21 protein-coding genes are annotated in these 24,258 nt (G+C 63.6%); 9 read left to right on the top strand and 12 right to left on the bottom strand.

Annotated features, from left to right (window positions below):
• The first annotated feature begins 215 nt into the window (after positions 1–215).
• The 5 genes from ACZ89F_RS29630 (at position 216) to ACZ89F_RS29610 (ending at position 5,242) form a co-directional block, all read left to right on the top strand.
• Positions 216–440, top strand: a complete 225-nt coding sequence (locus tag ACZ89F_RS29630; RefSeq protein WP_476095668.1) for an aa3-type cytochrome c oxidase subunit IV — start codon at positions 216–218, stop codon at positions 438–440.
• Between the two features lie 85 nt (positions 441–525).
• Positions 526–1,809, top strand: a complete 1,284-nt coding sequence (locus ACZ89F_RS29625) for a Re/Si-specific NAD(P)(+) transhydrogenase subunit alpha (RefSeq protein WP_476095666.1) — start codon at positions 526–528, stop codon at positions 1,807–1,809.
• The gene (locus ACZ89F_RS29620) at positions 1,809–2,234 is read left to right on the top strand and encodes a proton-translocating transhydrogenase family protein (protein ID WP_032901432.1); all 426 of its coding nucleotides are present in this window, start codon (positions 1,809–1,811) and stop codon (positions 2,232–2,234) included. Before ACZ89F_RS29625 ends, ACZ89F_RS29620 begins: the two co-directional genes overlap by 1 nt.
• Before the next feature lie 6 nt (positions 2,235–2,240).
• Positions 2,241–3,638 carry an NAD(P)(+) transhydrogenase (Re/Si-specific) subunit beta gene (locus ACZ89F_RS29615; protein ID WP_476095664.1) on the top strand — a complete coding sequence of 466 codons (1,398 nt, stop codon included), beginning with the start codon at positions 2,241–2,243 and terminating at the stop codon, positions 3,636–3,638.
• 128 nt (positions 3,639–3,766) lie between these two features.
• On the top strand, positions 3,767–5,242 hold the full coding sequence (locus ACZ89F_RS29610) for a hypothetical protein (protein ID WP_476095662.1): 1,476 nt from the start codon (positions 3,767–3,769) through the stop codon (positions 5,240–5,242).
• A 102-nt stretch (positions 5,243–5,344) separates the two neighbouring features.
• On the opposite strand, the gene ACZ89F_RS29605 is transcribed toward ACZ89F_RS29610, so the two are convergent.
• The 4 genes from ACZ89F_RS29605 to ACZ89F_RS29590 form a co-directional block, all read right to left on the bottom strand.
• On the bottom strand, positions 5,345–6,262 hold the full coding sequence (locus tag ACZ89F_RS29605; RefSeq protein WP_476095660.1) for a hypothetical protein: 918 nt from the start codon (positions 6,260–6,262) through the stop codon (positions 5,345–5,347).
• A 231-nt stretch (positions 6,263–6,493) separates the two neighbouring features.
• Positions 6,494–8,965: a DNA topoisomerase (ATP-hydrolyzing) subunit B gene (gene gyrB, locus ACZ89F_RS29600; RefSeq protein WP_476095658.1), complete on the bottom strand. Its 2,472-nt coding sequence runs from the start codon at positions 8,963–8,965 to the stop codon at positions 6,494–6,496.
• A gap of 145 nt (positions 8,966–9,110) precedes the next feature.
• Entirely contained in the window at positions 9,111–11,741 is a 2,631-nt protein-coding gene (locus tag ACZ89F_RS29595) for a caspase family protein (RefSeq protein WP_476095656.1), read from the bottom strand.
• 91 nt (positions 11,742–11,832) lie between these two features.
• On the bottom strand, positions 11,833–12,402 hold the full coding sequence (locus tag ACZ89F_RS29590) for an NADPH-dependent FMN reductase (RefSeq protein WP_476095654.1): 570 nt from the start codon (positions 12,400–12,402) through the stop codon (positions 11,833–11,835).
• A gap of 178 nt (positions 12,403–12,580) precedes the next feature.
• Between ACZ89F_RS29590 and ACZ89F_RS29585 the strand changes: the two genes are divergently transcribed.
• Positions 12,581–13,948: a cytochrome P450 gene (locus ACZ89F_RS29585; protein WP_476095653.1), complete on the top strand. Its 1,368-nt coding sequence runs from the start codon at positions 12,581–12,583 to the stop codon at positions 13,946–13,948.
• Between the two features lie 27 nt (positions 13,949–13,975).
• Here the strand turns inward: ACZ89F_RS29585 and ACZ89F_RS29580 are convergent, their stop codons facing one another.
• The 8 genes from ACZ89F_RS29580 to ACZ89F_RS29545 form a co-directional block, all read right to left on the bottom strand.
• Positions 13,976–14,953 (bottom strand): complex I NDUFA9 subunit family protein, encoded by a 978-nt coding sequence (locus ACZ89F_RS29580; RefSeq protein ID WP_476095651.1) that lies wholly within the window; start codon positions 14,951–14,953, stop codon positions 13,976–13,978.
• A gap of 117 nt (positions 14,954–15,070) precedes the next feature.
• Positions 15,071–15,523 carry a DoxX family protein gene (locus ACZ89F_RS29575; RefSeq protein WP_476095649.1) on the bottom strand — a complete coding sequence of 151 codons (453 nt, stop codon included), beginning with the start codon at positions 15,521–15,523 and terminating at the stop codon, positions 15,071–15,073.
• A 194-nt stretch (positions 15,524–15,717) separates the two neighbouring features.
• On the bottom strand, positions 15,718–15,999 hold the full coding sequence (locus ACZ89F_RS29570; protein ID WP_476095647.1) for a hypothetical protein: 282 nt from the start codon (positions 15,997–15,999) through the stop codon (positions 15,718–15,720).
• 243 nt (positions 16,000–16,242) lie between these two features.
• On the bottom strand, positions 16,243–17,244 hold the full coding sequence (locus ACZ89F_RS29565) for an Ldh family oxidoreductase (RefSeq protein ID WP_476095645.1): 1,002 nt from the start codon (positions 17,242–17,244) through the stop codon (positions 16,243–16,245).
• Positions 17,245–17,337: 93 nt separating this feature from the next.
• Positions 17,338–18,147, bottom strand: a complete 810-nt coding sequence (locus tag ACZ89F_RS29560) for an ABC transporter permease (protein ID WP_109665767.1) — start codon at positions 18,145–18,147, stop codon at positions 17,338–17,340.
• Complete coding sequence (locus ACZ89F_RS29555) at positions 18,147–18,860, bottom strand: ABC transporter permease (protein WP_476097426.1); 714 nt, start codon at positions 18,858–18,860, stop codon at positions 18,147–18,149. Before ACZ89F_RS29555 ends, ACZ89F_RS29560 begins: the two co-directional genes overlap by 1 nt.
• 158 nt (positions 18,861–19,018) lie before the next feature.
• Complete coding sequence (locus tag ACZ89F_RS29550) at positions 19,019–19,816, bottom strand: transporter substrate-binding domain-containing protein (RefSeq protein ID WP_476095643.1); 798 nt, start codon at positions 19,814–19,816, stop codon at positions 19,019–19,021.
• Between the two features lie 54 nt (positions 19,817–19,870).
• Positions 19,871–20,686, bottom strand: coding sequence for an ABC transporter ATP-binding protein (locus tag ACZ89F_RS29545; RefSeq protein ID WP_476095641.1), 816 nt, complete (start codon positions 20,684–20,686; stop codon positions 19,871–19,873).
• A gap of 217 nt (positions 20,687–20,903) precedes the next feature.
• Here ACZ89F_RS29545 and ACZ89F_RS29540 point away from each other — a divergent pair, with 217 nt between their 5' ends.
• From ACZ89F_RS29540 to ACZ89F_RS29530, 3 genes are all read left to right on the top strand, one after another.
• Positions 20,904–21,752: a dimethylarginine dimethylaminohydrolase family protein gene (locus ACZ89F_RS29540; protein WP_476095639.1), complete on the top strand. Its 849-nt coding sequence runs from the start codon at positions 20,904–20,906 to the stop codon at positions 21,750–21,752.
• Positions 21,749–23,362 (top strand): 5-guanidino-2-oxopentanoate decarboxylase, encoded by a 1,614-nt coding sequence (locus tag ACZ89F_RS29535; protein WP_476095637.1) that lies wholly within the window; start codon positions 21,749–21,751, stop codon positions 23,360–23,362. The genes ACZ89F_RS29540 and ACZ89F_RS29535 overlap by 4 nt, the downstream gene beginning before the upstream one ends.
• A gap of 188 nt (positions 23,363–23,550) precedes the next feature.
• Positions 23,551–24,258, top strand: a complete 708-nt coding sequence (locus ACZ89F_RS29530) for an SDR family NAD(P)-dependent oxidoreductase (protein WP_476095635.1) — start codon at positions 23,551–23,553, stop codon at positions 24,256–24,258.

The raw sequence follows: 24,258 nt of genomic DNA, 5'->3' as shown, positions 1-24,258 counted from the left end.
GCCGTTTGAGGCAGCGCCAACGTTCGCCTCGACCGCTTTCGGACCATCTTTCCGCATCAAACACCCGGATCCAGCGATCGGACTCCGCCGCCCGTCGGCAGCCGGCTTCAATTTTCCTTTGAGGCAGTTGTTGGCTGTTATGCGGCAATAGCGCCATTGCTCTCGGCCCGGCTTTTCGCTATGTGCCTGAAAGATGTCTTCGAAGGGGTATTCCTATGGCTGATCACTCGCCGACCGGTCCTGTCGAACTGGGCGCGAAGATGGACTATGCAGAGCATGACCGCACCTATGCGGGCTTCGTCGCGCTGGCCAAATACGGATCGCTTTTTTGCGGCGCCCTGCTTCTGGCGATGGCTTTTGGTTTCTTCGCGGGGGGCTTCTTCTCGGCGACCATTCTGTTCGTGCTGATTCTGGCCGTCGGCGCCTTTATCCTCCGATAGATTTTTCCGACACCTTGTCCATGGCGCCGCCGCGAGGCCGGCCGGCGTCTTGCGGGAAACACCTTCCGGCCGAAAGGATCATGCGGTGGGACAGACGGTTTTCATTCCTCGTGAACTTGATGCCAACGAGCCGCGCGTCGCGGCCTCGCCCGATACGGTGAAAAGGCTGGTGGCGCTGGGCTTCGACGTCATTGTCGAGGCCGGTGCCGGTCAGAATTCGCGAATCATCGATGCCGACTATGCGAGCGCAGGCGCTGCCATCGGCAAGGCTTCCGATGTCGCCAAGGCCGATGTGGTGCTGAAGGTGCGTCGGCCCGGTGATGCCGAGCTGAAGAGCTACAAGCCCGGTACGGCGGTCATTGCCATCATGGATCCCTACGGCAATGATGCTGCTGTCGCGGCACTTGCCAAGGCCGGCGTCACCGCTTTTTCGATGGAGTTCATGCCGCGCATCACCAGGGCGCAATCGATGGACGTTCTGTCCTCGCAGGCCAATCTTGCCGGCTACCAGGCGGTGATCGACGGCGCCTCGGAATATGACAGGGCGTTGCCGATGATGATGACGGCGGCTGGCACGGTCCCGGCGGCGAAGGTCTTCATCATGGGCGTCGGCGTCGCCGGCCTGCAGGCGATCGCCACCGCGCGCCGGCTTGGTGCGGTCGTCACCGCCACCGATGTTCGCCCCGCAGCCAAGGAACAGGTCGCCTCGCTCGGCGCAAAGTTCCTCGCGGTCGAGGACGAGGAATTCAAGGCTGCGGAAACGGCAGGCGGCTACGCCAAGGAAATGTCTAAGGAATACCAGGCCAAGCAGGCGGCGCTCACATCAGAGCATATCGCCAAGCAGGACATCGTCATCACCACGGCGCTGATCCCCGGCCGGCCGGCGCCGAAGCTGGTGTCGGCGGCGATGGTCGCCTCGATGAAGCCGGGCTCGGTGCTCGTCGACCTGGCGGTCGAGCGCGGCGGCAATGTCGAGGGTGCTGTGCCGGGCCAAGTGGTGACAACGGCCAATGGGGTAAAAATCGTCGGCCATCTCAATGTGCCCGGCCGCATCGCGGCATCGGCATCGCTGCTTTACGCCAGGAACCTGTTTGCCTTCCTCGAAACGCTGGTCGACAAGACGACCAAGACGCTTGCCATCAATCGCGCCGACGATCTGGTCAAGGCGACGATGCTTACCGATGGCGGCAAGGTGGTTCATCCAGCTTTCGTGAAGGCCGATCAGCAGCCGCGTGTCGAGCCGGCCGCGATCCCGGCCACGACCATGGTCGCCGACGCTTCAGTCAAACCCGCCACTGCAAAGAAGGCCGCGCCCAAGAAGGCGGCCGCGCCCAAGTCGCCCTCGTCGAAGCCGAAAGGGATCGCGTGATGGACCAGACCCTGCAAAAAGCCCTCGACCAGCTCGACCAGGCCTCCGCCGCCGTTCGGCTGGCGGTGCACAATATGGCGACCGCGCCCGGTGGTGCCGATGCGGCGGGTGACGCCGCGCACGCGCTGTCCGGTGGCGCCATCGACCCCTTCGTCTTCCGCTTCGCCATTTTCATCCTGGCGATCTTCGTCGGCTACTATGTGGTCTGGTCGGTGACGCCGGCGTTGCACACGCCGCTGATGGCGGTCACCAACGCCATCTCCTCGGTCATCGTCGTCGGCGCGCTGCTTGCCGTCGGCATCGCCGCCTCTGGCATTGCCGCCGGCTTCGGCTTCGTCGCGCTGATGCTGGTCTCGGTCAACATCTTCGGCGGCTTCCTCGTCACCCAGCGCATGCTGGCCATGTACAAGAAGAAGGACAAGTAGAGCGCCATGAACGCCAACTTCGCGTCCTTCCTCTATCTGGTCTCCGGCGTCCTGTTCATCATGGCGCTGCGCGGCCTGTCGCATCCGACCACCAGCCGCCAGGGCAATCTCTACGGCATGATCGGCATGGGCATTGCCATCGCCACCACACTGGCGCTGGCGACTCCCTCTGCCGGCCGTTTCGGCCTGATCGTGCTCGGCCTTGCCATTGGCGGCGGTGTCGGCGCCGTCACCGCGCGCCGTATCGCCATGACCTCGATGCCGCAACTGGTCGCTGCCTTCCACTCGCTGGTAGGCCTTGCCGCCGTCATGGTGGCAGCCGCCGCCATCTATGCCCCGGAAAGCTTCGGCATCGGCACGAATGGCGACATACATGCCCAGGCCCTGATCGAGATGAGCCTTGGCGTCGCCATCGGCGCCATCACCTTCACCGGCTCCGTCATCGCTTTCCTCAAGCTCGATGGCCGCATGTCCGGCAAGCCGATCATGATCGGCGGCCGTCACTTCATCAATGCGGCACTTGCCATCGCGCTCGTCGTCTTGATCGTGCTGCTGGTCACCACCGAGTCCAAGCTGGTCTTCTGGCTGATCGTTGCCGCCTCGCTGGTGCTCGGCATCTTGCTGATCATCCCGATCGGCGGCGCCGACATGCCGGTCGTCGTCTCGATGCTCAACTCCTATTCGGGCTGGGCGGCGGCGGCCCTAGGTTTCACACTCGGCAATCTGGCGCTGATCATCACCGGCGCGCTGGTCGGCTCATCCGGCGCGATCCTGTCCTACATCATGTGCAAGGGCATGAACCGAAGCTTCATCTCGGTCATCCTCGGCGGCTTTGGCGGCGAGACGGCGACTGCTGCAGATGACGGCATCGAGCGCACGGTCAAGCAGGGGTCTGCCGATGATGCCGCTTACCTCATGATGAACGCCCAAAAAGTCATCATCGTGCCCGGCTACGGCATGGCGGTCGCCCAGGCGCAGCACGCGCTGCGCGAAATGGCCGACAAGCTCAAAGCCAACGGCGTCGACGTCAAATACGCCATTCACCCGGTGGCCGGCCGCATGCCCGGCCACATGAACGTGCTGCTCGCCGAAGCCAACGTGCCTTACGACGAAGTGTTCGAACTCGAGGACATCAACTCCGAATTCGCGCAGGCCGACGTTGCCTATGTCATCGGCGCCAACGATGTCACCAACCCGTCCGCGCGCGACGACAAGTCGTCGCCGATCTACGGCATGCCGATCCTCGACGTCGACAAGGCCCGCACCTGCCTGTTCGTCAAGCGCTCGCTCGGCTCCGGCTATGCCGGCATCGACAACACGCTGTTCTACAAGGACGGCACCATGATGCTGCTCGGCGACGCCAAGAAGATGACCGAAGAGATCGTCAAGGCGATGGATCACTGATCAAAGATCAGCGACACGCCAAGAAACGCCCGGCTTCACGCCGGGCTTTTTCTTGGCTGACAGCGGTTTCAGGGCTACGATGACGACTTCCCGTCTCACCGACGGGGTTGTCGTCAACGGAGACGCTGGTGCCCGATCCCGTCGCATCGCCGGTCACCGGAAAAGCGCCGCACAAGCCGAGCCAGGCGGTGGTGATCGTGCATGGCATGGGCGAACAGCGGCCGATGGATACGCTGCGCGGCTTTGTCCAGGCCGTCTGGAGCCATGATCCCAGCCGTGCGCCGTTTTATGCCCACGTCGCCGATCCGGCCGACCCCGCGGGCACGAAGACCAACCAGAGCTGGATCACACCCGACAGCCGGACAAATTCATACGAACTTCGCCGCATCACCACGCCTTACGATGTCGATGGCCGCCGCACCGATTTCTACGAGCTTTACTGGGCCGACATCACGCAGGGCACGACGCGGGGCCGGCTTGCTGCCTGGGTGACAAACCTGCTGTGGCGCAGGCCCGCTGACATTCCGCGCGACGCCCGCAAGCTCTATCTCGCCACTCTTTTCGCCGTCATCGTCGTCCTGTGCGCGATGCTCGCGCTCGCGACCTCGGTTTGGCAGCACTATATCTCCTGGGTCGCCGCTCTGTTCGTCACCATTCTGGCCTCGTTCATCATCTGGTCGGTGGACCGGTTTGGCCTTCCCTATTTCGGCGATGTCGCGGCATATGTGCGCGCCGAAGCGGCAACGGTCGAGAAGCGCGCGCTGATCCGCGACCGCGGTCTGAGGCTGCTGAAGCGTCTGATGATGGACGATGGCTACGACCGGATCGTGCTGGTCTCGCACAGCCTTGGGTCGATGATCGCCTATGATCTGCTGCAGATCTTGTGGGCCGATTTCAGGCCGCGAAAACTGGAGGCCATCCGCGACAAGGCGAAACTGAAGGCGATCCACGCCATCGACAAGGCGACGCTTGTTGCCGACGGTTCGGCATGGCCCGGCAGCCTGGACGATCTCGCCGGGTTCCGGCGCGATCAGTGGGAGCTCTACCGGCAGCTGCGCACTGGCGATGCCGACCATCGGCCTTGGAAGATCAGCGATTTCGTCACGCTTGGCAGCCCGCTGACCCACAGCGAATTTCTGGTGACGTACAATCTCGCCGAGTTCAGGTGCGGCATTGCCGAGCGGCTGTTCTCGGCATGCCCGCCGATCGCCGAGAGCGCGACCGGCGGCACCGTACTCTATCACGAAGGCCGCAACCGTTCGGGCAAGCCGCAGCGCGCCGTGCATCATGGCGCTGTGTTTGCGGCGACGCGCTGGACCAATATCTTCGATCGCGGCAATGGTTGGCTGACGGGCGATCCGATCTCCGGACCGATGACGGAAAATTTCGGCCCGGGTGTGGACAATATCCAGGTCGAGCTGCGCGGCTCACTTGGTCGCGTCTTCACCCACACGCTGTACTGGTCGTTGGCGGCGACCGGTGTCGAGGTCGCCGCCGGCGACCGGCCGCGCTCGCACCTTGCCGTGCTGCGCGACGCTGTCGACCTCGGCCGAAAGCTGGAGCCGAGCCAGGCGGAAGCGCGGGCGATACCTCCCGAAAAATGAAAACGGAGAACGGGATCGAGACTCCACGCGCCGCCTGGCAATTCAAACAAAAATCCACCCCGGGTTTTCGCCCGGAGTGGATCGATCTGCTTCAGGTCCAGATCAGCGGTTGGTCAGGAACACCCCTTCTTCGTCATCGCGCTGCCTGCCGCCGAGAGCGGCTGCCGCACTGGCGATGAAGGCGCCGATCACCAGCGACAGCGCACCAAGCAGCGCAAAGGTCGCGCTGGCCTTCCTGGCGGTGTCGGCGGCCTGCTGGGCCTTGACCTTGGCGTCCTGGACCTTGGCGACCAGCGCATCGACACGCGCCTTGGCATCGGCCTCGGAGAGGCCGGTGCGTGCGGCGACCAGTTGCGATAGGTAGGTCTTGTCGTCGGCCGAGATTTCGCCTGCCGCGGCACTGGCAACCAGAATGCGCGAGGCTTGGCCTGCCGCGGCTGCATCGCCGTCCGGACTGGCTGCCGCGAGCTTGCTCGGATCAGCCGGACGAAACAGCGAGTCCACCAGATACGACGTCGCATTGTCAGCAGCAGCGCCACCGGCATTGGCGGATGCACCGGCCGATGCACCCATGGCGGCGCCCGACGCCACGGTCGAGACTGCCTGCACGCCTGAACCCACTGCGGCGGAAAGCGCCGAGCCCAGGACACCGACGACGATCAGGGTGGCTAATGCCCAGGCGAGGAAGCCGTGGGCGGTGTCACGGAAATAGACCTCGTCGGTGTGGATGCCGACCCATTTCGTGCGCAGGCGTCCGGCAAGGTAACCTCCGACACCGGAGGACAGCCATTGCACGATGACCAGCCAGATCGCGGTCGACACCGCGAAAGTGGTGACCGAAGCGCCGGAGCCCGACCAGGGTGACACCATGCTCAGCCCAAGGCCTGAACCAAGCAGCATGAGGATGAAGGTCAACGTCGAGGCGGCGAAGGCGCCGGCGATGATCGGTCCCCAACTGACGGCAGTGGCGGATGATTCTGTTGAAGTGGAAACGTCGACAGCCGATAGGGTGGACTGCATCAATTCCCCCTACCGTACGAAAAGCATGATGAGAATGATGATCGGAATCGGAATACCGAGCAACCAGAGCAAAATGCCGCGTCCCATGAAGGCCTCCTGTGAGAAATTGTGATCGATGTTGTCACAATGTCCCGAAGGGACTTCCGTTCCGGCGGGTTATAAAATGATTTTGTTTGCCAAGGGTGGAACAATCGGCGCGCCGCAGCGCGCCAATGTCAGAGAATATCGAGATCAGATATCCAGATTGGCGACCGACAGCGCGTTGTCCTGGATGAACTCACGCCTGGGTTCGACCTCGTCGCCCATCAGCCGCGAGAACAGACTGTCCGCATCCGTCGCGTCATTGACCTTGACCTGCAGCAGCGAGCGCACGTTCGGATCGAGCGTGGTTTCCCAGAGTTGTTCGGCGTTCATCTCGCCGAGACCCTTGTAGCGCTGCATGGTCAAGCCCTTGCGCCCGGTTGCGAAGACCGCATTGAGCAGCGCCAGCGGCCCCGAGATGGTCTCGGAGACATCCTTGCGGCGCAGCACCGGTGGCTCGCCATAGACTTCCGTAAGGCGCGGCGCATAGCGGTCGAGCTGGCGTGCATCGGCCGAATTGATGAGCCCCAGGTCGAGATGCGCGTATTCCTTGACGCTGCGCACCGTGCGCTCGAACACATAGCCGCCGATGCCCTCGTTCGAGGTTGACATGCGACCGGTCCAGCCGCGTTCGGTGTCCTCGGCAATGATGTCGAGACGCTTGGCGATGCGCTCGGCCATGGCGTTGGCTTGGGCGAGATCGGTAAAGACGTCCGGGTTGAGGCCGCCGGCGATCGCCGCCTGCTCGACCACGCCTCTGTTGTAGCGCGTGTGCAGGCCGTTGATGAGCTGTCGCACCGCCAGCGCATCGTCGATGGCACCGCGCAAATCCTGTCCGATGCGAACCTCGCCCGAGCCGAGCGTAAGCGATGCTTCCTCCAGCCCCGAGCCGATCAGGAATTCCTCGAAGGCGCTCTCGTCCTTGATGTATTGCGAACTCTTGCCCCGCGTCACTTTGTAGAGCGGCGGCTGGGCGATGTAGAGATGGCCGCGCTCGATCAGCTCAGGCATCTGCCGGAAGAAGAAGGTGAGCAGCAAGGTTCTGATATGGGCGCCGTCGACGTCGGCGTCGGTCATCAGGATGATCTTGTGGTAGCGCAGCTTGTCGGCGTTGAACTCGTCCTTGCCGATCGAGGTGCCGAGCGCGGTGATCAGCGTGCCGATCATCTCGGAGCCGAGCATGCGGTCGAAACGGGCGCGCTCGACATTGAGGATCTTGCCGCGCAGCGGAAGGATGGCCTGGTTCTGGCGCGAACGGCCGCCCTTGGCCGAGCCGCCGGCGGAGTCACCCTCGACGATGAAGATCTCGGATTTCGCCGGGTCGCGTTCCTGGCAGTCGGCCAGCTTGCCGGGCAGCGAGGTGATGCCGAGTGAACTCTTGCGGGTGATGTCGCGGGCCTTGCGTGCCGCCTCGCGCGCCGCGGCAGCCTGGATCACCTTGTCGATCACCACCTTGCCTTCGGCCGGATGTTCCTCGAGCCAGGTGCCGAGAGCCTCGTTGACCAATCCTTCAACCACCGGGCGGACTTCGGACGAGACCAGCTTGTCCTTGGTCTGCGAGGAGAATTTCGGATCGGGAACCTTGACCGACAGCACCGCCGTCAGGCCTTCGCGGCAATCGTCGCCGATCAGCCCCACCTTTTCCCTCTTGGTCAGCCCCGAGGATTCGCCATAGCCGGTGATCTGGCGTGTCAGCGCGCCGCGGAAACCGGCCAGATGGGTGCCGCCGTCGCGCTGCGGGATGTTGTTGGTGAAGGCCAGCACGTTCTCGTGGTAGCTGTCGTTCCACCACATCGCCACTTCGACGGTAATGCCGTCGCGCTCGGCCTTGATGGCGATCGGCTTGTCGATCAGCGGCTTCTTCACTCGGTCTAGATATTTGACGAACTCTTCCAGCCCACCATCATAGTGCAGTTCATGGCGCACGATGTCGGCATGGCGGGCATCGGTCAAAATGATGCGCACGCCGGAATTCAGGAAGGCGAGCTCGCGCAGCCGGTGTTCCAGCGTGCCGAAATCGAACTCGACCATGGTGAAGGTCTCGGACGACGGGAAGAAGGTGATCTCGCTGCCGCTGCGCCCTTCATAGGTGCCGGGCTGCTTGTCCTGCTCATAGCTGCCGGTGGCCTTCAGCGGCGCGTCGGCATTGCCATGCGTGAAGCTCATCTCGAAAATCTGGCCATTGCGGCGAATCCTGAGCTTCAGCCACGCTGAAAGCGCATTGACCACCGAGACGCCGACGCCATGCAGGCCGCCCGAGACCTTGTAGGAGTTCTGGTCGAATTTGCCGCCGGCATGCAGCTGCGTCATGATCACTTCGGCCGCCGAAATGCCTTCTCCGGTGTGGATATCGGTCGGAATGCCGCGGCCATTGTCGATCACTGTGACCGAACCGTCGGGGTTGAGCGTCACCGTGACGAGGTCGGCGTGACCCGCCAGCGCCTCGTCGATGGCGTTGTCGACCACCTCATAGACCATATGATGCAGGCCCGAACCGTCGTCAGTATCGCCGATATACATGCCAGGGCGTTTGCGGACAGCATCCAACCCCTTCAAAACCTTGATGGAATCGGCGCCGTATTCGGCTTCAGCGCCGTTGTTGTTGTCGATCTGATCGCTCATGAAAACCTGTTGTCTGGATGCCGCTTGCACGGCGCTAAAAATCGGCCCCGAATCGCGCCTCTGATATCGACTAGATATAGGCGCTAAAGGCGGTTTTTCCAAGGTTTGCGCGCATTTCGGGGGCGAACGCCCAGCCGGCAGCCGGCTATTTTTTTCGGGCGCCGAATTTGGCGAGAAGGCCGCGCAAATAGTTGATCGTGGATTTGTCTCTCGGCGCCAGCCGGCCCGTGCGATCGAGCGCCAGCGTCAGGTTCAGCGCCTTGGTCAGCGCCGCCTTCGGATCCTTCGCCACATAGGCGTAGTTGATGTAGGCCTGTACCAGATCAAATTGCCAGATCGCATTGTCCGGATCGGACAGGGCCAGTTGCTGGCGAATGCCGAGGCTGGCTTCGAAGGCTTTCCTGGAGCCCTCGAAGTGGCGCTGCTTGGTCTCCAGCATGCCGATTTCCGAGAGCGTAATCGACAGATCGCGTTGCCAGTCGGAATTGGCTGGGTCGAGCTTGGCCAGGCGGTCGGCAATGGCAAAACTGTCCTGATAGTTTTGCAGCGCGCCGCCGACATCGCCCTGGACATCGAGCACACCGGCGACCTTTTCCAGACAGACCGACAGGTCCCGCTGCCAGTTTGTGTTGCCAGGATCGGTGGCGGCGAGTTCACGCGCTATATCAAGCGCTTGCTGATAGGAAGCCAGTGCTGGCGACCAGCTCTTCTGGTCGCTCAGCGCATTGCCGGCCTTGGCGTAACTGATCGACAGGTCGCGCTTCAAGTCGGTATCGTTGGGGTCGCGGCGCACCAGCTCTTCGGCGATCGCCTGGCTCTTGTTGTAGGCCACGAGTGCACCGGCGGGGTCGCCGCGCTCACGCAGCACGTCACCGATCCTTTCATGGCTGATGGCGACAGCGCGCTGGGGCTCAGGCTCATCAGGTTTGTTCTCGGCCAGCGCCAGCCGAATTCTCAGGCTCTCTTCAAAGGCCGTCTGGGCGCTGCCCAACTGGCCGGCGGTACGGGCAAGGTCGCCGATTTCATCATAGGTGATGGTCAGATCGCGCAACAGATAGGCGCGGTCTGGCTCCGCATCGGCCAATTGCTGCTTGATCGACAGGCTTTGCTGATAGGCTTGGGCGGCCGCGCCAACATCGCCTTGCGTCGCCAGCACGTTGCCGATCTTGTCATTGGCCATGGCCAGATCGCCAAGCCAGCCTTTCTCGTTCGGCCGGCTTTCGGTCAGGCCCTGCAGCATGTCCCTGGCCGCCTCGTAGTTTTCCAGGGCGGTTGGCAGGTCGCCTTGCGCCATCTCAGTGTTGGCGAGCTTGATATGGCCGATGGCGAGATCACGCTTGACGCTGGGATCGGTTTCCTGATGCGAGCGCTGCTCGAGGTTGGCCAACAACGCGGCAAAGGCACGGCCGGCTGCCTCGACATTGCCGACCGTGGTATAGAGGATACCGAGTTCCTCCAGCGTGCGGCTCTGGCGGTCGGTCTGTTCCAGGCTGAGCGAGGTCTGCCCGGCCTCGCCATACAATGACAGCACGGTTTCATAACCCTTGATGGCCGCTGCATAGTTGAGGTCGGCGCGTGCCGCGCCCGCCGACAGGAACAGCGTTGCGGCTTGCGACAGCGTGCGATCGATGAAATTCACCTTCAGCGCCTTGCGCGATATTTCGTCGATATCGACCGCTTCCGCCAGTTTTGCCTGTGCCGCGCCGAAGGCGCCCAGGGCCAGCTGCTCCTCGGCCTGCCGGCGCAGCTCCGTCACACGCGGATCGTCGGCGGCCAGCGTCTTCATTTCGCCGCGCACCTTGACGAAAGCGTCCGCCGCCTCGCGCAGGCTGGCATCAAGGCTCTCGGCGGAGAGGTGCTTGGTGTCGAGGCCGATCAGTGCGCCATAGAGCGGCGCCAGCGGCATATCGACGTCACTGGCGATCTGCTCGACCTGGCCGCGCATTTCGGGCGTCACATCGGCCATGGCGAGCAACAGGCGCTCGCGCTCGGGCAAGTCCTGCCTCGCCTTCGCGGCAAAGAACAGCTGCGGCAGACCGCTTTCGACGTAAGGCAGTTGCTTGCCGCGCGACAGGTCATAGACCTCCTGCTGCACCAGCGTCAGCACCGAGCGGATCTCGAGCCCATCGGTGCCGAGATATTTGGTCAGCGCGGTCGTGAACGGCGAGTTCTGGCCGGTTCCGTCGGCGGCCGTCTCGCCCGGTGCGGCCGAAAAGGCAAACAGGATGTTTTCGGCGCGGCCAGTCCGGCCGAGACCCGGCTTGACCTTTTCGGCGACATCCTTTGCCAGTGAGGTCGCGCCACGCCCTTCACCGCTGCTTCCCGAGAAGGGATCGCTGCGGCAGGCGTCGAGCATGATCAGGCCGACCTTGGCGGTGGCGGCCACGGTGTCGCGCACCTCCTCCAGTGGCAGGCTGGTCTTCTCCAGCGCATCGAGCGAGGAGGCGTCGGCGTCGATCGGCAGCAGCCGATTGTCGCCCGAGATTTCGACGCCATGGCCGGAGAAATAGACCAGCGCCACGTCAGCGCCTTTGGCATCCTCGCGAAAATCGTCGAACGCGCGTCGCATGCGCCGCAGGTCACGATTGGTTTCGAGGACGACCTCGAAGCCGAGCTTCTTCAGCACCGCTGCCATCGCCTCGCCGTCATGGACCGGATTGGCAAGCGGCCGGATCAGGCGGTAATCGTCGTCGGCGATGATCAAAGCCACGCGCCGCTCAGCCACCGCGGTGGCGGTGGTCATGAGCATCAGCAGCAAGGCAAGAAGCAAACGCAAGTCGAACCGCCCCCCGGCTTGTTCATTTGCGCGAACATTCCACCTCTTTACGGCATGAGCAAGCCGGGCTTTTGGCGGAAGACCAGCGCTTTCAGGCGGCCCGCATCGGCTTCAAAGCCTGGCTCCAGCGCAACAGCTCGTCGAGCATGGTTTTGGTTCCGCCCTGCACCTGCTCGCTGGCATCGAAAGCGCCGTTCTCGTCGAGCAGTTTCTGATACATCGGCAGCGCGACGCCTTCCGAGATCGGCATGACACCCACCGAGGTCAGCAGCGGCTTCAGCGCTTGCGCCGCACGCAAGCCGCCGGAGACGCCGCCATAGCTGAAAATGGCGGCTGCCTTGTACTTCCATTCGCGCGACAGATAGTCGATCGCGTTGACGATCGCCGGCGCCACGAAATAATTGTATTCCGGCGCCACGAACACGAAGGCATCGGCGGCATCGATCGCCTTGGACCAGGCTTTGGTGTGGTCGTTCTGGTAGTTGCCAAGCCTTGGATGATGCGGTTCGTCCAGCACCGGAAGCTTGAACGTATCGATGTCGGTCAGTACCGGCTCGAATTTTCCATGCTCGCGCGCGAACCTCTCCAGCCACTCGGCAAAAACCGGTCCTGCGCGGCCTGGCCGCGTGCTGCCGATGATGATGTTCAACTGGTGCTTCAAGGTGGGCTCCTGCGGTGGCGGTATCTATTGGTGACTGCCACCTAAGGCATCCCGTCCGGGGCAACAAGAAGGCACTTCGCGGTAACCGGTCACATTCCGGGGAGCAGGGGCCTTGCCGTTCGGTCACATGGACGCCTGCTTTGCGGCTCACTACATTGGTGTATCAGCGGAGCAGCCCATGGACATCCAGCCCGCCCCCTTCGTCCCCCCGGCGCCGAAGCCGCGCACGACACCGCCCTCGACGCTGGAGATGATCCGCATCGTCTACCGCAACCCGCTCGAACTGTGGGGCGAGCATACCTATAACGAGCCCTGGATTTCGGCGAATGGCGTTGGTGGACATCTGATCGTTGCCAACGATCCCGGCCTGATCCGCCACGTGCTGGTCGACAACGCCAAGAACTACAAGATGGCGACGGTGCGCCAGAAGATACTGCGGCCGATCCTGCGCGACGGCTTGCTGACCGCCGAGGGCGAGGTCTGGAAGCGGTCGCGCAAGGCGATGGCGCCGGTGTTCACGCCGCGCCACATCTTCGGCTTCGCCCAGCCGATGCTCAGGTGCACGCAGGAGTTCGTCGCCCGGTACGAAGATGGCGGCACGTCTGACATCGCCCATGACATGACGCTGCTCACCTATGACATCCTGGCTGAAACGCTGTTTTCCGGCGAGATCGCTGGCGAGCCCGGCAGTTTCGGCAACGAGATCGACCGCCTGTTCGAGACCATGGGCCGTGTCGACCCGCTCGACCTGTTGCGCGCGCCCGACTGGCTGCCGCGTCTCACCCGCATCCGTGGCCGCAAGACCATGGCCTATTTCCGCAAGATCGTCACCGACACGGTCAAGATGCGCGAAGCGAAATTCAAGCGTGATCCCGATGCCGTGCCGCAGGATTTCCTGACGCTGCTGCTCAAGGCCGAAGGGCCGGAAGGACTGACGCGGGCCGAGGTCGAGGACAACATCATCACCTTCATCGGCGCCGGCCATGAGACGACGGCGCGCGCGCTCGGCTGGACGCTCTATTGCCTCGCGGAATCGCCGTGGGAGCGCAACCGGGTCGAGCAGGAGATCGATCGGGTGCTGGCGCGCGAGCCCGATCCGACGAAATGGCTCGATGCCATGCCATTCACGCGTGCGGCTTTCGACGAAGCGCTCAGGCTCTATCCGCCGGCCCCGTCGATCAACCGCGAGCCGATCGAGCCGGAAATGTGGAAGGATCTTTATATCCCGAAGCACGCCGCGGTTCTGGTGATGCCTTGGGTCGTCCATCGCCACAGGAAGCTGTGGGACCGGCCGGATGCCTTCCTGCCGGAGCGCTTCCACCCGGGAAATCGCGAAAAGATCGACCGCTTCCAGTATCTGCCGTTTGGCGCGGGCCCGCGCGTCTGCATCGGCGCCAGTTTCGCTATGCAGGAGGCGATCATCGCGCTGGCGATCATGCTGTCGCGCTTCCGCTTCGACACCACCGCCGAAACGAAACCCTGGCCGGTGCAGAAACTGACGACACAGCCGCAAGGCGGTTTGCCGATGCGCGTCACGCCGAGATAGGCGTGACACCTCAGGTAGTTGCGCGAATTAAGCTGCCGGCTTGCGCTGTTGGAATTGGCCGGCGGCGCGGTAGCGCCAGAGGTAGCTGGGCAGGATCGTCGCGATCGATTGCGGCTGGATGCCAAGCCCGGCAAGCGTCCGGTTGTCCTTGGCCGCCGCGTCCGAAACGATGTTGTGTTCGCGCAACTGCATCACCTGGTCCTTGGTCAGCAGCGGATTGGGCAAGAGGCCGAGGATCGATGCCTGGATGTTGGCCACCCACCATGGCACTGGCACCAGCAGGCGCTTGCGCTCGATCACCTCGAGCAGCTCTTCCATGCACTCCTTGAAGGTGAGCACCTTCGGCCCGCCGAGTTCATAGATCTGGCCGCCATCGACCTTGCCGTCGACCGAGCGCGCCACCGCTTCGGCTACGTCGCCGACATAGACCGGCTGGAACTTGGTCTGGCCGCCGCCGATCAGCGGCAGCACCGGTGAATAGCGTGCCATGTTGGCGAAGCGGTTGAAGAAGCCGTCCTCGGGCCCGAAATTGATCGATGGCCGGAAGATCACGGCGTCCTTGATCGTCTCCAGCACGGCCCTTTCGCCAAGCGCCTTGGTGCGCGCGTAGTTCGATTCGGAGTTCGCATCCGCGCCTAGCGCCGAAATATGGGTCAAGCCGGCGCCCACCGAGCGCGCCGCCTCGGCCACCGCGCGGGCGCCGAACTCGTGGACGGCGGAGAATTTCTGCCGGCCGCCCTCATGCAGGATGGCGACCAGATTGACGACATGGTCGGCGCCCTGAACGGCGCGGTCGACCGACCAGCGCACACGCACATTGGCCTGCACCGGCTGGATCTGGCCGACATTGCCAAGCGGCTGCAGATGGCCGGCGAGATCGGGCCGCCGGCAGGCGACACGGATACGATAGCCGCGCTTGGCCAGTGCGCGCACGACATGGCGACCGACAAAGCCTGACCCGCCAAAGACGACGACGAGCTTTGGGGTCTGCAGGATTTCGGTCATGGCTGGCTCCGGTGCTCGCAAGCTTGGCTGAAGCCGTTTCATAATCCGTTTCGCGCCAAAGGCAAAGGGCGACGCGTGGTCGCTGCCGCCCTTGTTTTCAGAGCAATCCCAGCCCTATCAGAACGCCCTGCCGATGCGGGCGTCGACCGAATGGCGGTTGCCGCCGCGAATGACGAAGAAGAGCAGGATTGCCGCCCATAGCAGCGACTTTTCCGCGCCCGAATAGCCCTGGCCCATGGTGACCCAGTGGAACCAGACCGTGACCAGCAGCACGAACAGCCCGGCAAAGGCCGCCGGCCGCGTCAAAAGCCCGACGGCGATGAAGATACCGCCGAAGAATTCGGTGCAGGCCAGAAGCAATGACCACAAGGCGCCCGGATAAAAGCCGAGGCCCTCGACCATCTCGGCGGCGCCGAAAGGACTGGTGATCTTCTGCGAACCGTGGATGGCAAGAAACGCACCTGCGACGACGCGAAGAACGGTTTCCGCACCATCATGCAAGGCTGCGTAGACCCTGCCAAGGCCCGGGATGACAAGGCTGTTGCGGGTATTGTCCGTGCTTGCCGACATTATAGCTCCTCTGTTTGCTCAATCAGCGCAAACGGCCGGTCAGGTCGGGCGAAGTCAAATAAACAAAAGTTGACCAAAACACGAATGTTTATCATTGCGGCGGCGAAACGCAGAAAACCCCGCCGAAGCGGGATTTTCCGGGTGACATCCATGCGAAGTCAGGGGCCGACGGAGCGGCCTGACCTGAGACGGTATCAGGAGGGCGTGAAGCAAGTACGCCCACCCCAGCCCTGAACATCCGACATGGTGCCACCAACCTTCTTGCAGGCCGCGACGAAATCGGCGCTGCAGTTGGCGAATTTTGCATGGCCGTTCTTGCAGTAATGATCTTCGGTGGCGCCGCCGCTCGGGGCGGTGATCACGCCCGGGCTGGACGGCCTGACCGGCGCGGCCTTCAGACCGGCTGCTTGTGTGGCACCCATGAACGAGCCGAGCAGAAGGACGGCGGTCAGCATGGTGATCCTGGTGTTGGTCATGACAATTTCCTTTTGATTTGGGTTGAGTTTTCCGAGGCGCAAAGGATCATCCTTTGTGTGAGACAGGCTTTCGCTTTCGGTTTGCTGCTTCCCTCGGTGTGGATCGGGCAAGCTCGCCTTGCCCTGGACAAAGCTGTGTCGCCGCAAGGCGCGGAAAGGTTCAGCGGCGCGCAAAGAAAATCGCACCGCGCCGCGCCTCAGGCGGGCAGATTTCGGATAACTATCTGATATCTAATGGGTTGTTCAGGAAGAATAGCGGGCGGCGAATTCGGAAATGCGCTGCACCACCGCCTTGGACGCGGTGATGCCGCGCGCTTGCGCCTTCTCGGCGGCTTCGGCCCGGGCACGGCCGGGCACGTGCACGCCGAAGCGCCGCCGCAGCCGGTCGAGCTGGTCCTTCATCCGCTGCTCGAAATCGGGATCGAGCAGCTTGGGCTCGACCGCGAGCACGAACAGCCCGGTGCCGGGGCTGTCCGGCCCGCCGCTGAACCATGGTGCGTCGAGCGACCAGTTGGCGCCCGACAGGCCCGCCGCCAGCACCTCGACCATTAGCGCGATGTTGGCGCCGCGCTGGCCGCCGAAGGCAAGCATGGCGCCCTTCATGGCGGCGGCTGGGTCGGTGGTCGGGTTGCCGCTGGCGTCCAGCGCCCAGCCTTCGGGGATTGTCTTGCCGTCCTCGGCCGCCTTGCGGATGTTGACGAAAGCGGTGGCGCTCGACGACTGGTCGATGACCAGCGGCGCGCCGTCGGCTGCGGGCGCGGCAAACGACATCGGGTTGGTGCAGTAGACCGGCTTGACCGAGCCCGAGCCGGCAAGCACGGCCGGGCCGTTGGTGGCGGCGAACGACACCAGTCCCTGCGCCGCCAGGCGCCCGGTGAAATAGCCGAGCGCGCCGCACGTATAGGCGTTCTTCTGCGAGAAGATGGCGACGCCGAACAGTTTTGCCGCCTTGGCGAGGTCGTCGATGGTGCGGTCGAAGCCTGTATGCGCCAGCCCGCCGCGTGCATCGGAGAGATAGACCGCCAGCGCCGGCCGGGTGATCACCGGGTCGGCGTTGCCGTCGATGCGTCCGGCTTCCAGGGCCTCGAGGTAATCGATGAAATGCGACAGGCCTACGCTCGAAAGCCCTTCCGCCTCGGCTGCGACGATCGAAGCGGTGAGCGATTGTGCCGCTTCCTCATTGGCGCCGGCGCCAAGTGCCGCCATCCGGCACAGTCCTTTTGCCTGGTCGAGACTGAGTTGCATCACATTGAGTTCCTAAGCGAATAGCGAATAACGAGTAGGGAGTACCGGAAATGGCGGGCGCTTGCTATTCGCTATTCCCTATTCGCTAACTCACTAGCCGATCTTGTTCGGGATCCTGGCCTCTATCCTGCTGAAGGCGAAGACCAGAATGCCGGTGATCGTCATGTAGATCAGCGCCAGCAGCAGCAAGGGCTCGTAGGTGAGGTAGGTGTCCTGCCGCACCTTGGACGAAACGGCGAAGATGTCGATGACGCTGATCGTCGCCACCAGCGGCGTCGACTTCAATTGCAGCACGGTCTCGCCGGTCAGCGTCGGCAGCGCCCGGTAGATGGCTTGCGGCAGCCAGATGCGCCGGAACGTCTTCCACCGGCTCATGCCGAAGGCGCGGGCGGCCTCCAGTTGTCCCTTGGGCACGCCGGCAAAGGCGCCGCGCATCACCTCGCCCTCATAGCCGGCGAACGACAAAGTCAACGCCAGCACGCCATAGGGCCAGGCTTGCCTGAGATACGGCCACATCCAGGATTCGCGGATCCACGGATATTGCGGGAACAGCGAACCCAGGCCGTAATAGAGCAACCACAGCTGGATCAGCAGCGGCGTGCCCCGGATCACCGTGCAGAACACCTTGGCGGGCGCGGCGAACCAGAAGGAGCCGGTGGCCTGCGCCAGCCCGAGCGGCACGGCGAGCAGGAAGCCCAGCACGCAGGTGACGGCCAGGATCCACAGCGAGCGCCAGATGCCGATCAAGCCCATTTCATAATATTGCGGCAGCCAGTCCCAGCGCATGAAAAAGGCCGCCGACAGAACCAGGCCCAGTGCGATCAGGATCAGCACGATGCGGTGCGGCTGCAGCCACAGCGACGTTCGCGCGACGGCGTTGATGATGGCCGCTTCATTCGCCATCAGCGCGCCTCCTTGAGCGAAGGCATGCCGCGTCGCGACCAGGCCTCGAGCCGGCCGATGAGCAGATTGGAAAACAGCGACAGCAGCAGATAGAGCACGCCCGCAGCGAAAAAGAAGGTGAAATAGGCTTTGGTGACACCGGCCGCTTGCCGCGTTGCCAGCGCCAGTTCGGAGAAACCGACGACCGCCAGCAGCGCGGTGTCCTTGGTGGCGATCAGCCAGAGATTGGCGAGGCCCGGTATCGCAAAAGGCAGCATTGCTGGCAGTGTTATGCGCCGCAGCAGCAGGCCGGGGGACATGCCATAGGCGCGGGCCGCTTCGATCTGGCCTTGCGGAATGGCCAGGATCGCGCCGCGTATCACCTCGGTCGAATAGGCGCCCTGCACAAAGCCGAGCACGACGATGCCGGCGGCGAGGCCGCTGATGTCGACGCGCTGATAGCCCATCGCCGTCAGCGCCTGGTTGATCAGGTCGGTTCCGGCATAATAGAGCAGCAGGATCAGCACCAGTTCGGGCACGGCGCGAACGATGGTGGTGTAGACCGCCAGCAGATCGCGCACCACCGGCCCGCCGTAGAGCTTGCCATAGGCGCCGCCGGTGCCGATCAAAAGGCCGAGGCAGGTGGCGCCCAGCGCGATTTCGATCGAATGGAGCAGTCCAACCAAAAGAACCCGGCCCCAGCCCGGCGGATTGGGCGAGAGAAGTTCGATGATACCGGCCGCCGAGGCCGAAAGAAATGCGTCGATCAGCGTCGCCCCCGAAGTGTTGGCTCTAACCACCGACGGCAACGTCGGTGGCAAACATGCCTGGGAAAGATCGGGCAGGAGGGGCGTGGCATCGGCGCCATGCCCCTCAGCTCATGCGAGGATCGTCAGTTCGACTGGGCGCCGCCGCCGTAAATGTCGAAGTCGAAATACTTCTTCGAGATCTCGTCATATTTGCCGTTGGCGCGGATCGCCTTGATGCCGGCGTTGATTTTGCCCTTCAGCTCGGTGTCTTCCTTGCGCACGCCGGCGCCGACGCCCGGTCCGAGCACTTCGTCGTCCGGAGCGACCATGCCCTTCAGATCGCAGCAGGCCTTGCCCTGGTCCGATTTGAGGAATTCACCAAGAGCAATGGAATCGGCCTGCACCGCATCGAGGCGGCCGGCGGCAAGATCATTGTTGGCTTCGTCCTGTGTCTGGTATTCCTTGATCTCGGAAGCTGTGCTGCCAAAGTGCTTCTTGGCGTAGACGGCATGCACCGTCGAAACCTGCACGCCGAGCACTTTGCCCTTGAGGTCGTCCGGCGAGGAGCCGAATTTCTGGTCCTTCGGGCCGATGATCGCGGTCGGGGTGTTATAGTATTTGTCAGAGAAGTCGATCGTCTTCTCGCGTTCGGCGGTGATCGACATCGAGGAGACGATGAGGTCGATCTTCTTGGTCGTCAGCGCCGGGATGATGCCGTCCCAGGCAACCGGGGTGATGACGCAGTCGAGCTTCTCTTCGGCGCAGACGGCGTCGATGAAATCGATCTCCCAGCCGACCCATTTGCCCGAAGCATCGGGCGAGGTGAAGGGCGGATAAGGCTCGGCGGCGACGCCGATCTTGACCGGATCGGCTTTGGCCACGCCCATGGCGGCGACGCCGAGCAGCAGCGCTGCGGCGAATGTCTTCAGAACGGTCTTCATGTCACGACTCCCAGTTTGTTGTTGGTTCCCGGTTTTCTTCCGTCCCGGCCTGTCCTAGCCGATGTTGCGGATGAACTGCTTCAGCCTTTCGGATCTGGGCGCGCCGAAGATCTGCTCGGGCGGTCCTTCTTCCTCGACCAATCCATTGTAGAGATAGACGACATGCGTCGCGACCTCGCGGGCGAACTTCATCTCGTGGGTGACCAGCACCATGGTGCGGCCTTCGCGCGCCAGGTCGCCGATCACCTTCAGCACCTCGCCGACCAGCTCGGGATCGAGCGCCGAGGTCGGCTCGTCGAACAGCATGACGCGCGGATTGATGGCCAGTGCCCGGGCGATCGCGGCGCGCTGCTGCTGGCCGCCCGACAGATAGGCCGGATAGACGTCGCGCTTTTCGGCCAGCCCCACGCGAGCGAGCAGCTTTTCGGCTTCGCTTATCGCCACATCGCGCTTGACGCCAAGCACATGCACGGGAACCTCGATGACGTTCTCGATCAGCGTCATGTGGCTCCACAGATTGAAATTCTGGAACACCATGCCGAGCTTGGAGCGGATGCGCTCGATCTGCTTGCGGTCGGCCGGAACCGTGTGGCCATGGCTGTCGGCCTTGAGCTTGATCTCCTCGCCATTGACGCGGATGATGCCGCTGGTCGGGTTCTCCAGGCAGTTGATGCAGCGCAGCAGCGTCGATTTGCCCGAGCCTGAACCACCGATGATGGCGATCACCTCGCCGTCGCGCGCCGACAGCGAGACACCCTTCAGCACATGCAATTCACCGAACTTCTTGTGCAGGTTCTCGACATGGATGGCTTCGGCGGCGCCGTCCTGCGCCGTGTGTTTCAGTACGGATGCGGCGCTTGTGGCCGTCATCCCTTCGACGCTTCTCGGAGCTGTCGAATTGGTCGCTGCTGGATTCTTTTACCCATTAACCGTCACTGGACAGAGTTCCCATTCTCAGGATGGACCGTTCCGCTTGCCTCCGTCAACCATGGTTTTTGGACTATTGATCACAGCTTGCTGTAGTGGTTAGTGGCGGCAACGGACGTTTCGGGAGAAGTTAGTGGGCAAATCATACGGGTCGCAGTCCATGGCCGGACCCCTGAAACGCGTGCTGATGCGGTCCGCCGCCAGCGCCATGCGTCATGCCAGGGCACAGGAATGGCACTATGGTCCGGGTTTCGATCCGCAAAAGGCCGCAGCCCAGCATGAGCAGTTGACCGGCATGGTCGCGGCCTCCGGCGCCGAGATCGAATGGCTGACGGATGCCGATGACGGGCTGGCCGATTCCGTCTTCACCCATGATCCGTCGCTGATGACCGATCATGGCGCGATCATTCTTGCCATGGGTAAGGCGCTGCGCCGGGCCGAGCCCGGTCTGCATGAGACAGCCTACAAGCGCATGGGCATTCCCATCCTTGGCCGTCTCGAAAGCCCTGGCCAGGTGGAAGGCGGCGATTGCGTCTGGGTAGATGCAAACACGCTGGCCGTCGGCCGTGGCGTGCGCACAAACCAGGACGGTATCCAGCAGCTGTCGAACCTGCTTTCGCCGAAGGGCATTTCGGTTTTTGGCTTCGACCTGCCGCTGTGGCACGGCGAGGAAGCCTGCCTGCATCTGATGTCGGTGATCAGTCCGCTCGCCGACGATCTGGCGCTGGTCTACGCGCCCTTGCTGCCGGCCGCCTTCTACCAGTTGCTGCGCGCGCGCGGCATCAAGCTGGTCGAGGGCGACGCCGACGAGTTCTTCGCTTCCAACGGGCTCAGCCTCAACGTGCTGCCGACCGCGCCGCGCCAGGTCATCGCCGTTGCCGGTTTTCCCAGGACGGCGGCTGCCATGCAGGCGGCCGGTTGCGTGGTTTCCACCTTCGAGGCGGATGCGCTCTGCATCGCCTGCGAGGGCGGCCCGACCTGCCTGACGCGCCCGGTGCTGCGCCAATGACCACCATTGGGACCACCACTGAAACCACCATTGGGTCCACCGTCGGCGAGGCGCTCATTTCACTGCTCGAAGCCCATGGCGTCGATACGGTCTTCGGCATTCCCGGCGTGCACACGGTCGAACTCTACCGTGGGCTGGCGCGCTCCAAGATCCGCCACGTCACGCCGCGCCACGAACAGGGCGCCGGCTTCATGGCCGACGGCTATGCGCGCGCCAGCGGCAGGCCGGGTGTCGCTTTCGTCATCACCGGACCGGGGCTGACCAACACCATCACCGCCATGGGCCAGGCACGCGCCGATTCGGTGCCGATGCTGGTGATATCAGGCGTCAACGCCATGCCGACGCTGGGCAAGGGTCTGGGCTTTCTGCATGAATTGCCCGACCAGCGCGGCATGATGGAGAAAGTGGCGCTGTTTTCGCAACGCGTCACCGAGGCCAGCGAATTGCCCGGTGCCCTGGCGCAGGCCTTCGCCCTGTTTTCATCGGCGCGGCCCGGGCCGGTGCATATCGAGATCCCGACCGACGTCATGGTCAAGCCGGCGGATGGCATCGCTGCCCTGCTGAGCAATGTGGCGCCACCCGCTCCGGAAGGTGCTGCAATTGCCAGCGCGGCCGAACTCATCGCGGCCGCGCGCCGCCCGCTGATCCTGGTCGGCGGCGGCGCCAAACGCGCCGAAGCGCCCTTGCGGCGTCTGGCCGAACGTCTGGGAGCGCCGGTCGTCCAGACCGCCAATGCGCGCGGCCTGCTGCATGGGCATCCGCTTTGCGTGCCAGCCAGTCCCAGCCTGAAGGCAGTGCGGGCGCTGATGGCCGACGCCGATCTGGTCATTGCCGCGGGCACCGAATTCGGCCCGACCGACTATGACGGCTACAGCGATGGCGGCTTCGTCCTGCCCGCCAATCTGATCCGCATCGATATCGGCGCCGACCAGCTTGCCCGCCGCCCGGCGACGGTTTCGATCCAGGCCGATTGCGCCGAGGCGCTCGAAGCGCTGCTTCTGGAAACGGGCCATGTCCCGGCGAGCGAGGGCGGGTCGTCGCGCGCCGCCGCTGCACGAAAAGCGGCCTTTGCCGAACTCAATCCGACCCTGCAGGCGCAGGTGTGCGCCGTCGAGATGATCCGCGACGCCTTGCCGGGCGCGCTCATCGTCGGCGATTCGACGCAGCCGATCTACGCCGCCAACCTCTATTACGACCATGACCGGCCGGGCGGCTGGTTCAATGCCGCCACCGGCTTCGGCGCCCTCGGCTATGGCCCGCCGGCGGCGATCGGCGCCGCCCTTGCGGTGCCCGATGCGCCGGTTGTCTGCCTCACCGGCGACGGCGGCTTTCAGTTCACGCTGCCGGAACTGGGCGCCGCACTCGATGCCCAGGCACCGGTCATCTTCGTCGTCTGGAATAACAGAGGCTATCGCGAGATCGAAACCTCGATGCTCGATGTCGGCGTCGAGCCGGTCGGCGTGTCGCCGGCGCCGCCGGATTTCTGCAAGCTGGCCGAGGCCTATGGCATCGGCGCCGAACGGCTTGCCGATATCGACGCTCTGGCGGACGCGCTGAAACGCGCACGGGCAACCGGACTGCCGCGCGTCATCGAAATCACGGTTGACTGAATATCAGTGGCGTGTGGTTCCCGTCCCGGCTGGCATGACCCACGGCTGACCTGTGGGCGGACGCATGCAAAGACGCGACAACTGCCATGTCGAGATTTCAATTGAGTGACGGCTCGAAAGGCGCGACGCTTCGCGTCGGCGTGGCTAAGAAACGACCTAACGATAAAAAAATGACAGGAGCGTCCAAGATGACGGAAACACTTGAAGGCAAGCATATCGTCGTGACCGGCGGAACCGGTGCGCTCGGCGGTGCGGTTGTCGGCAAACTGCTGAGTGACGGCGCGATCTGCCATGTGCCCAATGCCCATGCCGCCGCACCTACGCATTTCCCCTTCACCACGCATGACCGTGTCCAGCTGGTGCACAATGTCGATCTCTCGGACCCCGCCAAGGTCGAGGCGTTCTACAGTCAGGTTCCAGGCCTCTGGGGCTCGATCCACCTGGCCGGCGGCTTCACCTCGGCACCTGTGGAAAAGATCGAGTCGGCGTCCTTTGCCGAGATGATGGACACCAATGCACGCACCGCCTTCCTGTGCTGCCGCGCCGCGGTCCGTTCGATGCTGTCGTCAGGCACGGCAGGCCGCATCGTCAACATCGCCGCACGGGCGGCGTTGGAACCGCGCAGGGGCGCCGGTTCGGTCGCTTACGCGGCCAGCAAGGCGGCGGTGGCGGCGATGACTGTGGCGATGGCCGAGGAACTGAAGCACAAGGGCATCCTGGTCAATGCCGTGGCGCCGTCGACGCTCGACACGCCGGCAAACCGCGCCGACATGCCGGATGCCGATGTCACCAGATGGGTCAGCCTCGAAGCCGCCGCCGAGGCCATCGCCTACCTTGCCTCGCCGGCCAACCAGGCGATGAGCGGCACGCTGGTGCCGCTTTACGGCAGGGCGTAA

It is taken from the genome of Mesorhizobium sp. USDA 3734 (assembly GCF_056279665.1).
The sequence above is the reverse complement of the archived record's forward strand: the minus strand, read 5'-3'. Positions and strand labels throughout refer to the sequence as shown.

What these genes read in the sequence shown, in the direction of transcription:
- ACZ89F_RS29630 (WP_476095668.1), top strand. Translation starts at nt 216, where the DNA reads ATGGCTGATCACTCGCCGACCGGTCCTGTCGAACTGGGCGCGAAGATG.
- ACZ89F_RS29620 (WP_032901432.1), top strand. Translation starts at nt 1,809, where the DNA reads ATGGACCAGACCCTGCAAAAAGCCCTCGACCAGCTCGACCAGGCCTCC.
- ACZ89F_RS29615 (WP_476095664.1), top strand. Translation starts at nt 2,241, where the DNA reads ATGAACGCCAACTTCGCGTCCTTCCTCTATCTGGTCTCCGGCGTCCTG.
- ACZ89F_RS29605 (WP_476095660.1), bottom strand. Translation starts at nt 6,262, where the DNA reads ATGCAGTCCACCCTATCGGCTGTCGACGTTTCCACTTCAACAGAATCA.
- gyrB (WP_476095658.1), bottom strand. Translation starts at nt 8,965, where the DNA reads ATGAGCGATCAGATCGACAACAACAACGGCGCTGAAGCCGAATACGGC.
- ACZ89F_RS29585 (WP_476095653.1), top strand. Translation starts at nt 12,581, where the DNA reads ATGGACATCCAGCCCGCCCCCTTCGTCCCCCCGGCGCCGAAGCCGCGC.
- ACZ89F_RS29580 (WP_476095651.1), bottom strand. Translation starts at nt 14,953, where the DNA reads ATGACCGAAATCCTGCAGACCCCAAAGCTCGTCGTCGTCTTTGGCGGG.
- ACZ89F_RS29575 (WP_476095649.1), bottom strand. Translation starts at nt 15,523, where the DNA reads ATGTCGGCAAGCACGGACAATACCCGCAACAGCCTTGTCATCCCGGGC.
- ACZ89F_RS29570 (WP_476095647.1), bottom strand. Translation starts at nt 15,999, where the DNA reads ATGACCAACACCAGGATCACCATGCTGACCGCCGTCCTTCTGCTCGGC.
- ACZ89F_RS29565 (WP_476095645.1), bottom strand. Translation starts at nt 17,244, where the DNA reads ATGCAACTCAGTCTCGACCAGGCAAAAGGACTGTGCCGGATGGCGGCA.
- ACZ89F_RS29560 (WP_109665767.1), bottom strand. Translation starts at nt 18,147, where the DNA reads ATGGCGAATGAAGCGGCCATCATCAACGCCGTCGCGCGAACGTCGCTG.
- ACZ89F_RS29550 (WP_476095643.1), bottom strand. Translation starts at nt 19,816, where the DNA reads ATGAAGACCGTTCTGAAGACATTCGCCGCAGCGCTGCTGCTCGGCGTC.
- ACZ89F_RS29545 (WP_476095641.1), bottom strand. Translation starts at nt 20,686, where the DNA reads ATGACGGCCACAAGCGCCGCATCCGTACTGAAACACACGGCGCAGGAC.
- ACZ89F_RS29540 (WP_476095639.1), top strand. Translation starts at nt 20,904, where the DNA reads ATGGCCGGACCCCTGAAACGCGTGCTGATGCGGTCCGCCGCCAGCGCC.
- ACZ89F_RS29535 (WP_476095637.1), top strand. Translation starts at nt 21,749, where the DNA reads ATGACCACCATTGGGACCACCACTGAAACCACCATTGGGTCCACCGTC.
- ACZ89F_RS29530 (WP_476095635.1), top strand. Translation starts at nt 23,551, where the DNA reads ATGACGGAAACACTTGAAGGCAAGCATATCGTCGTGACCGGCGGAACC.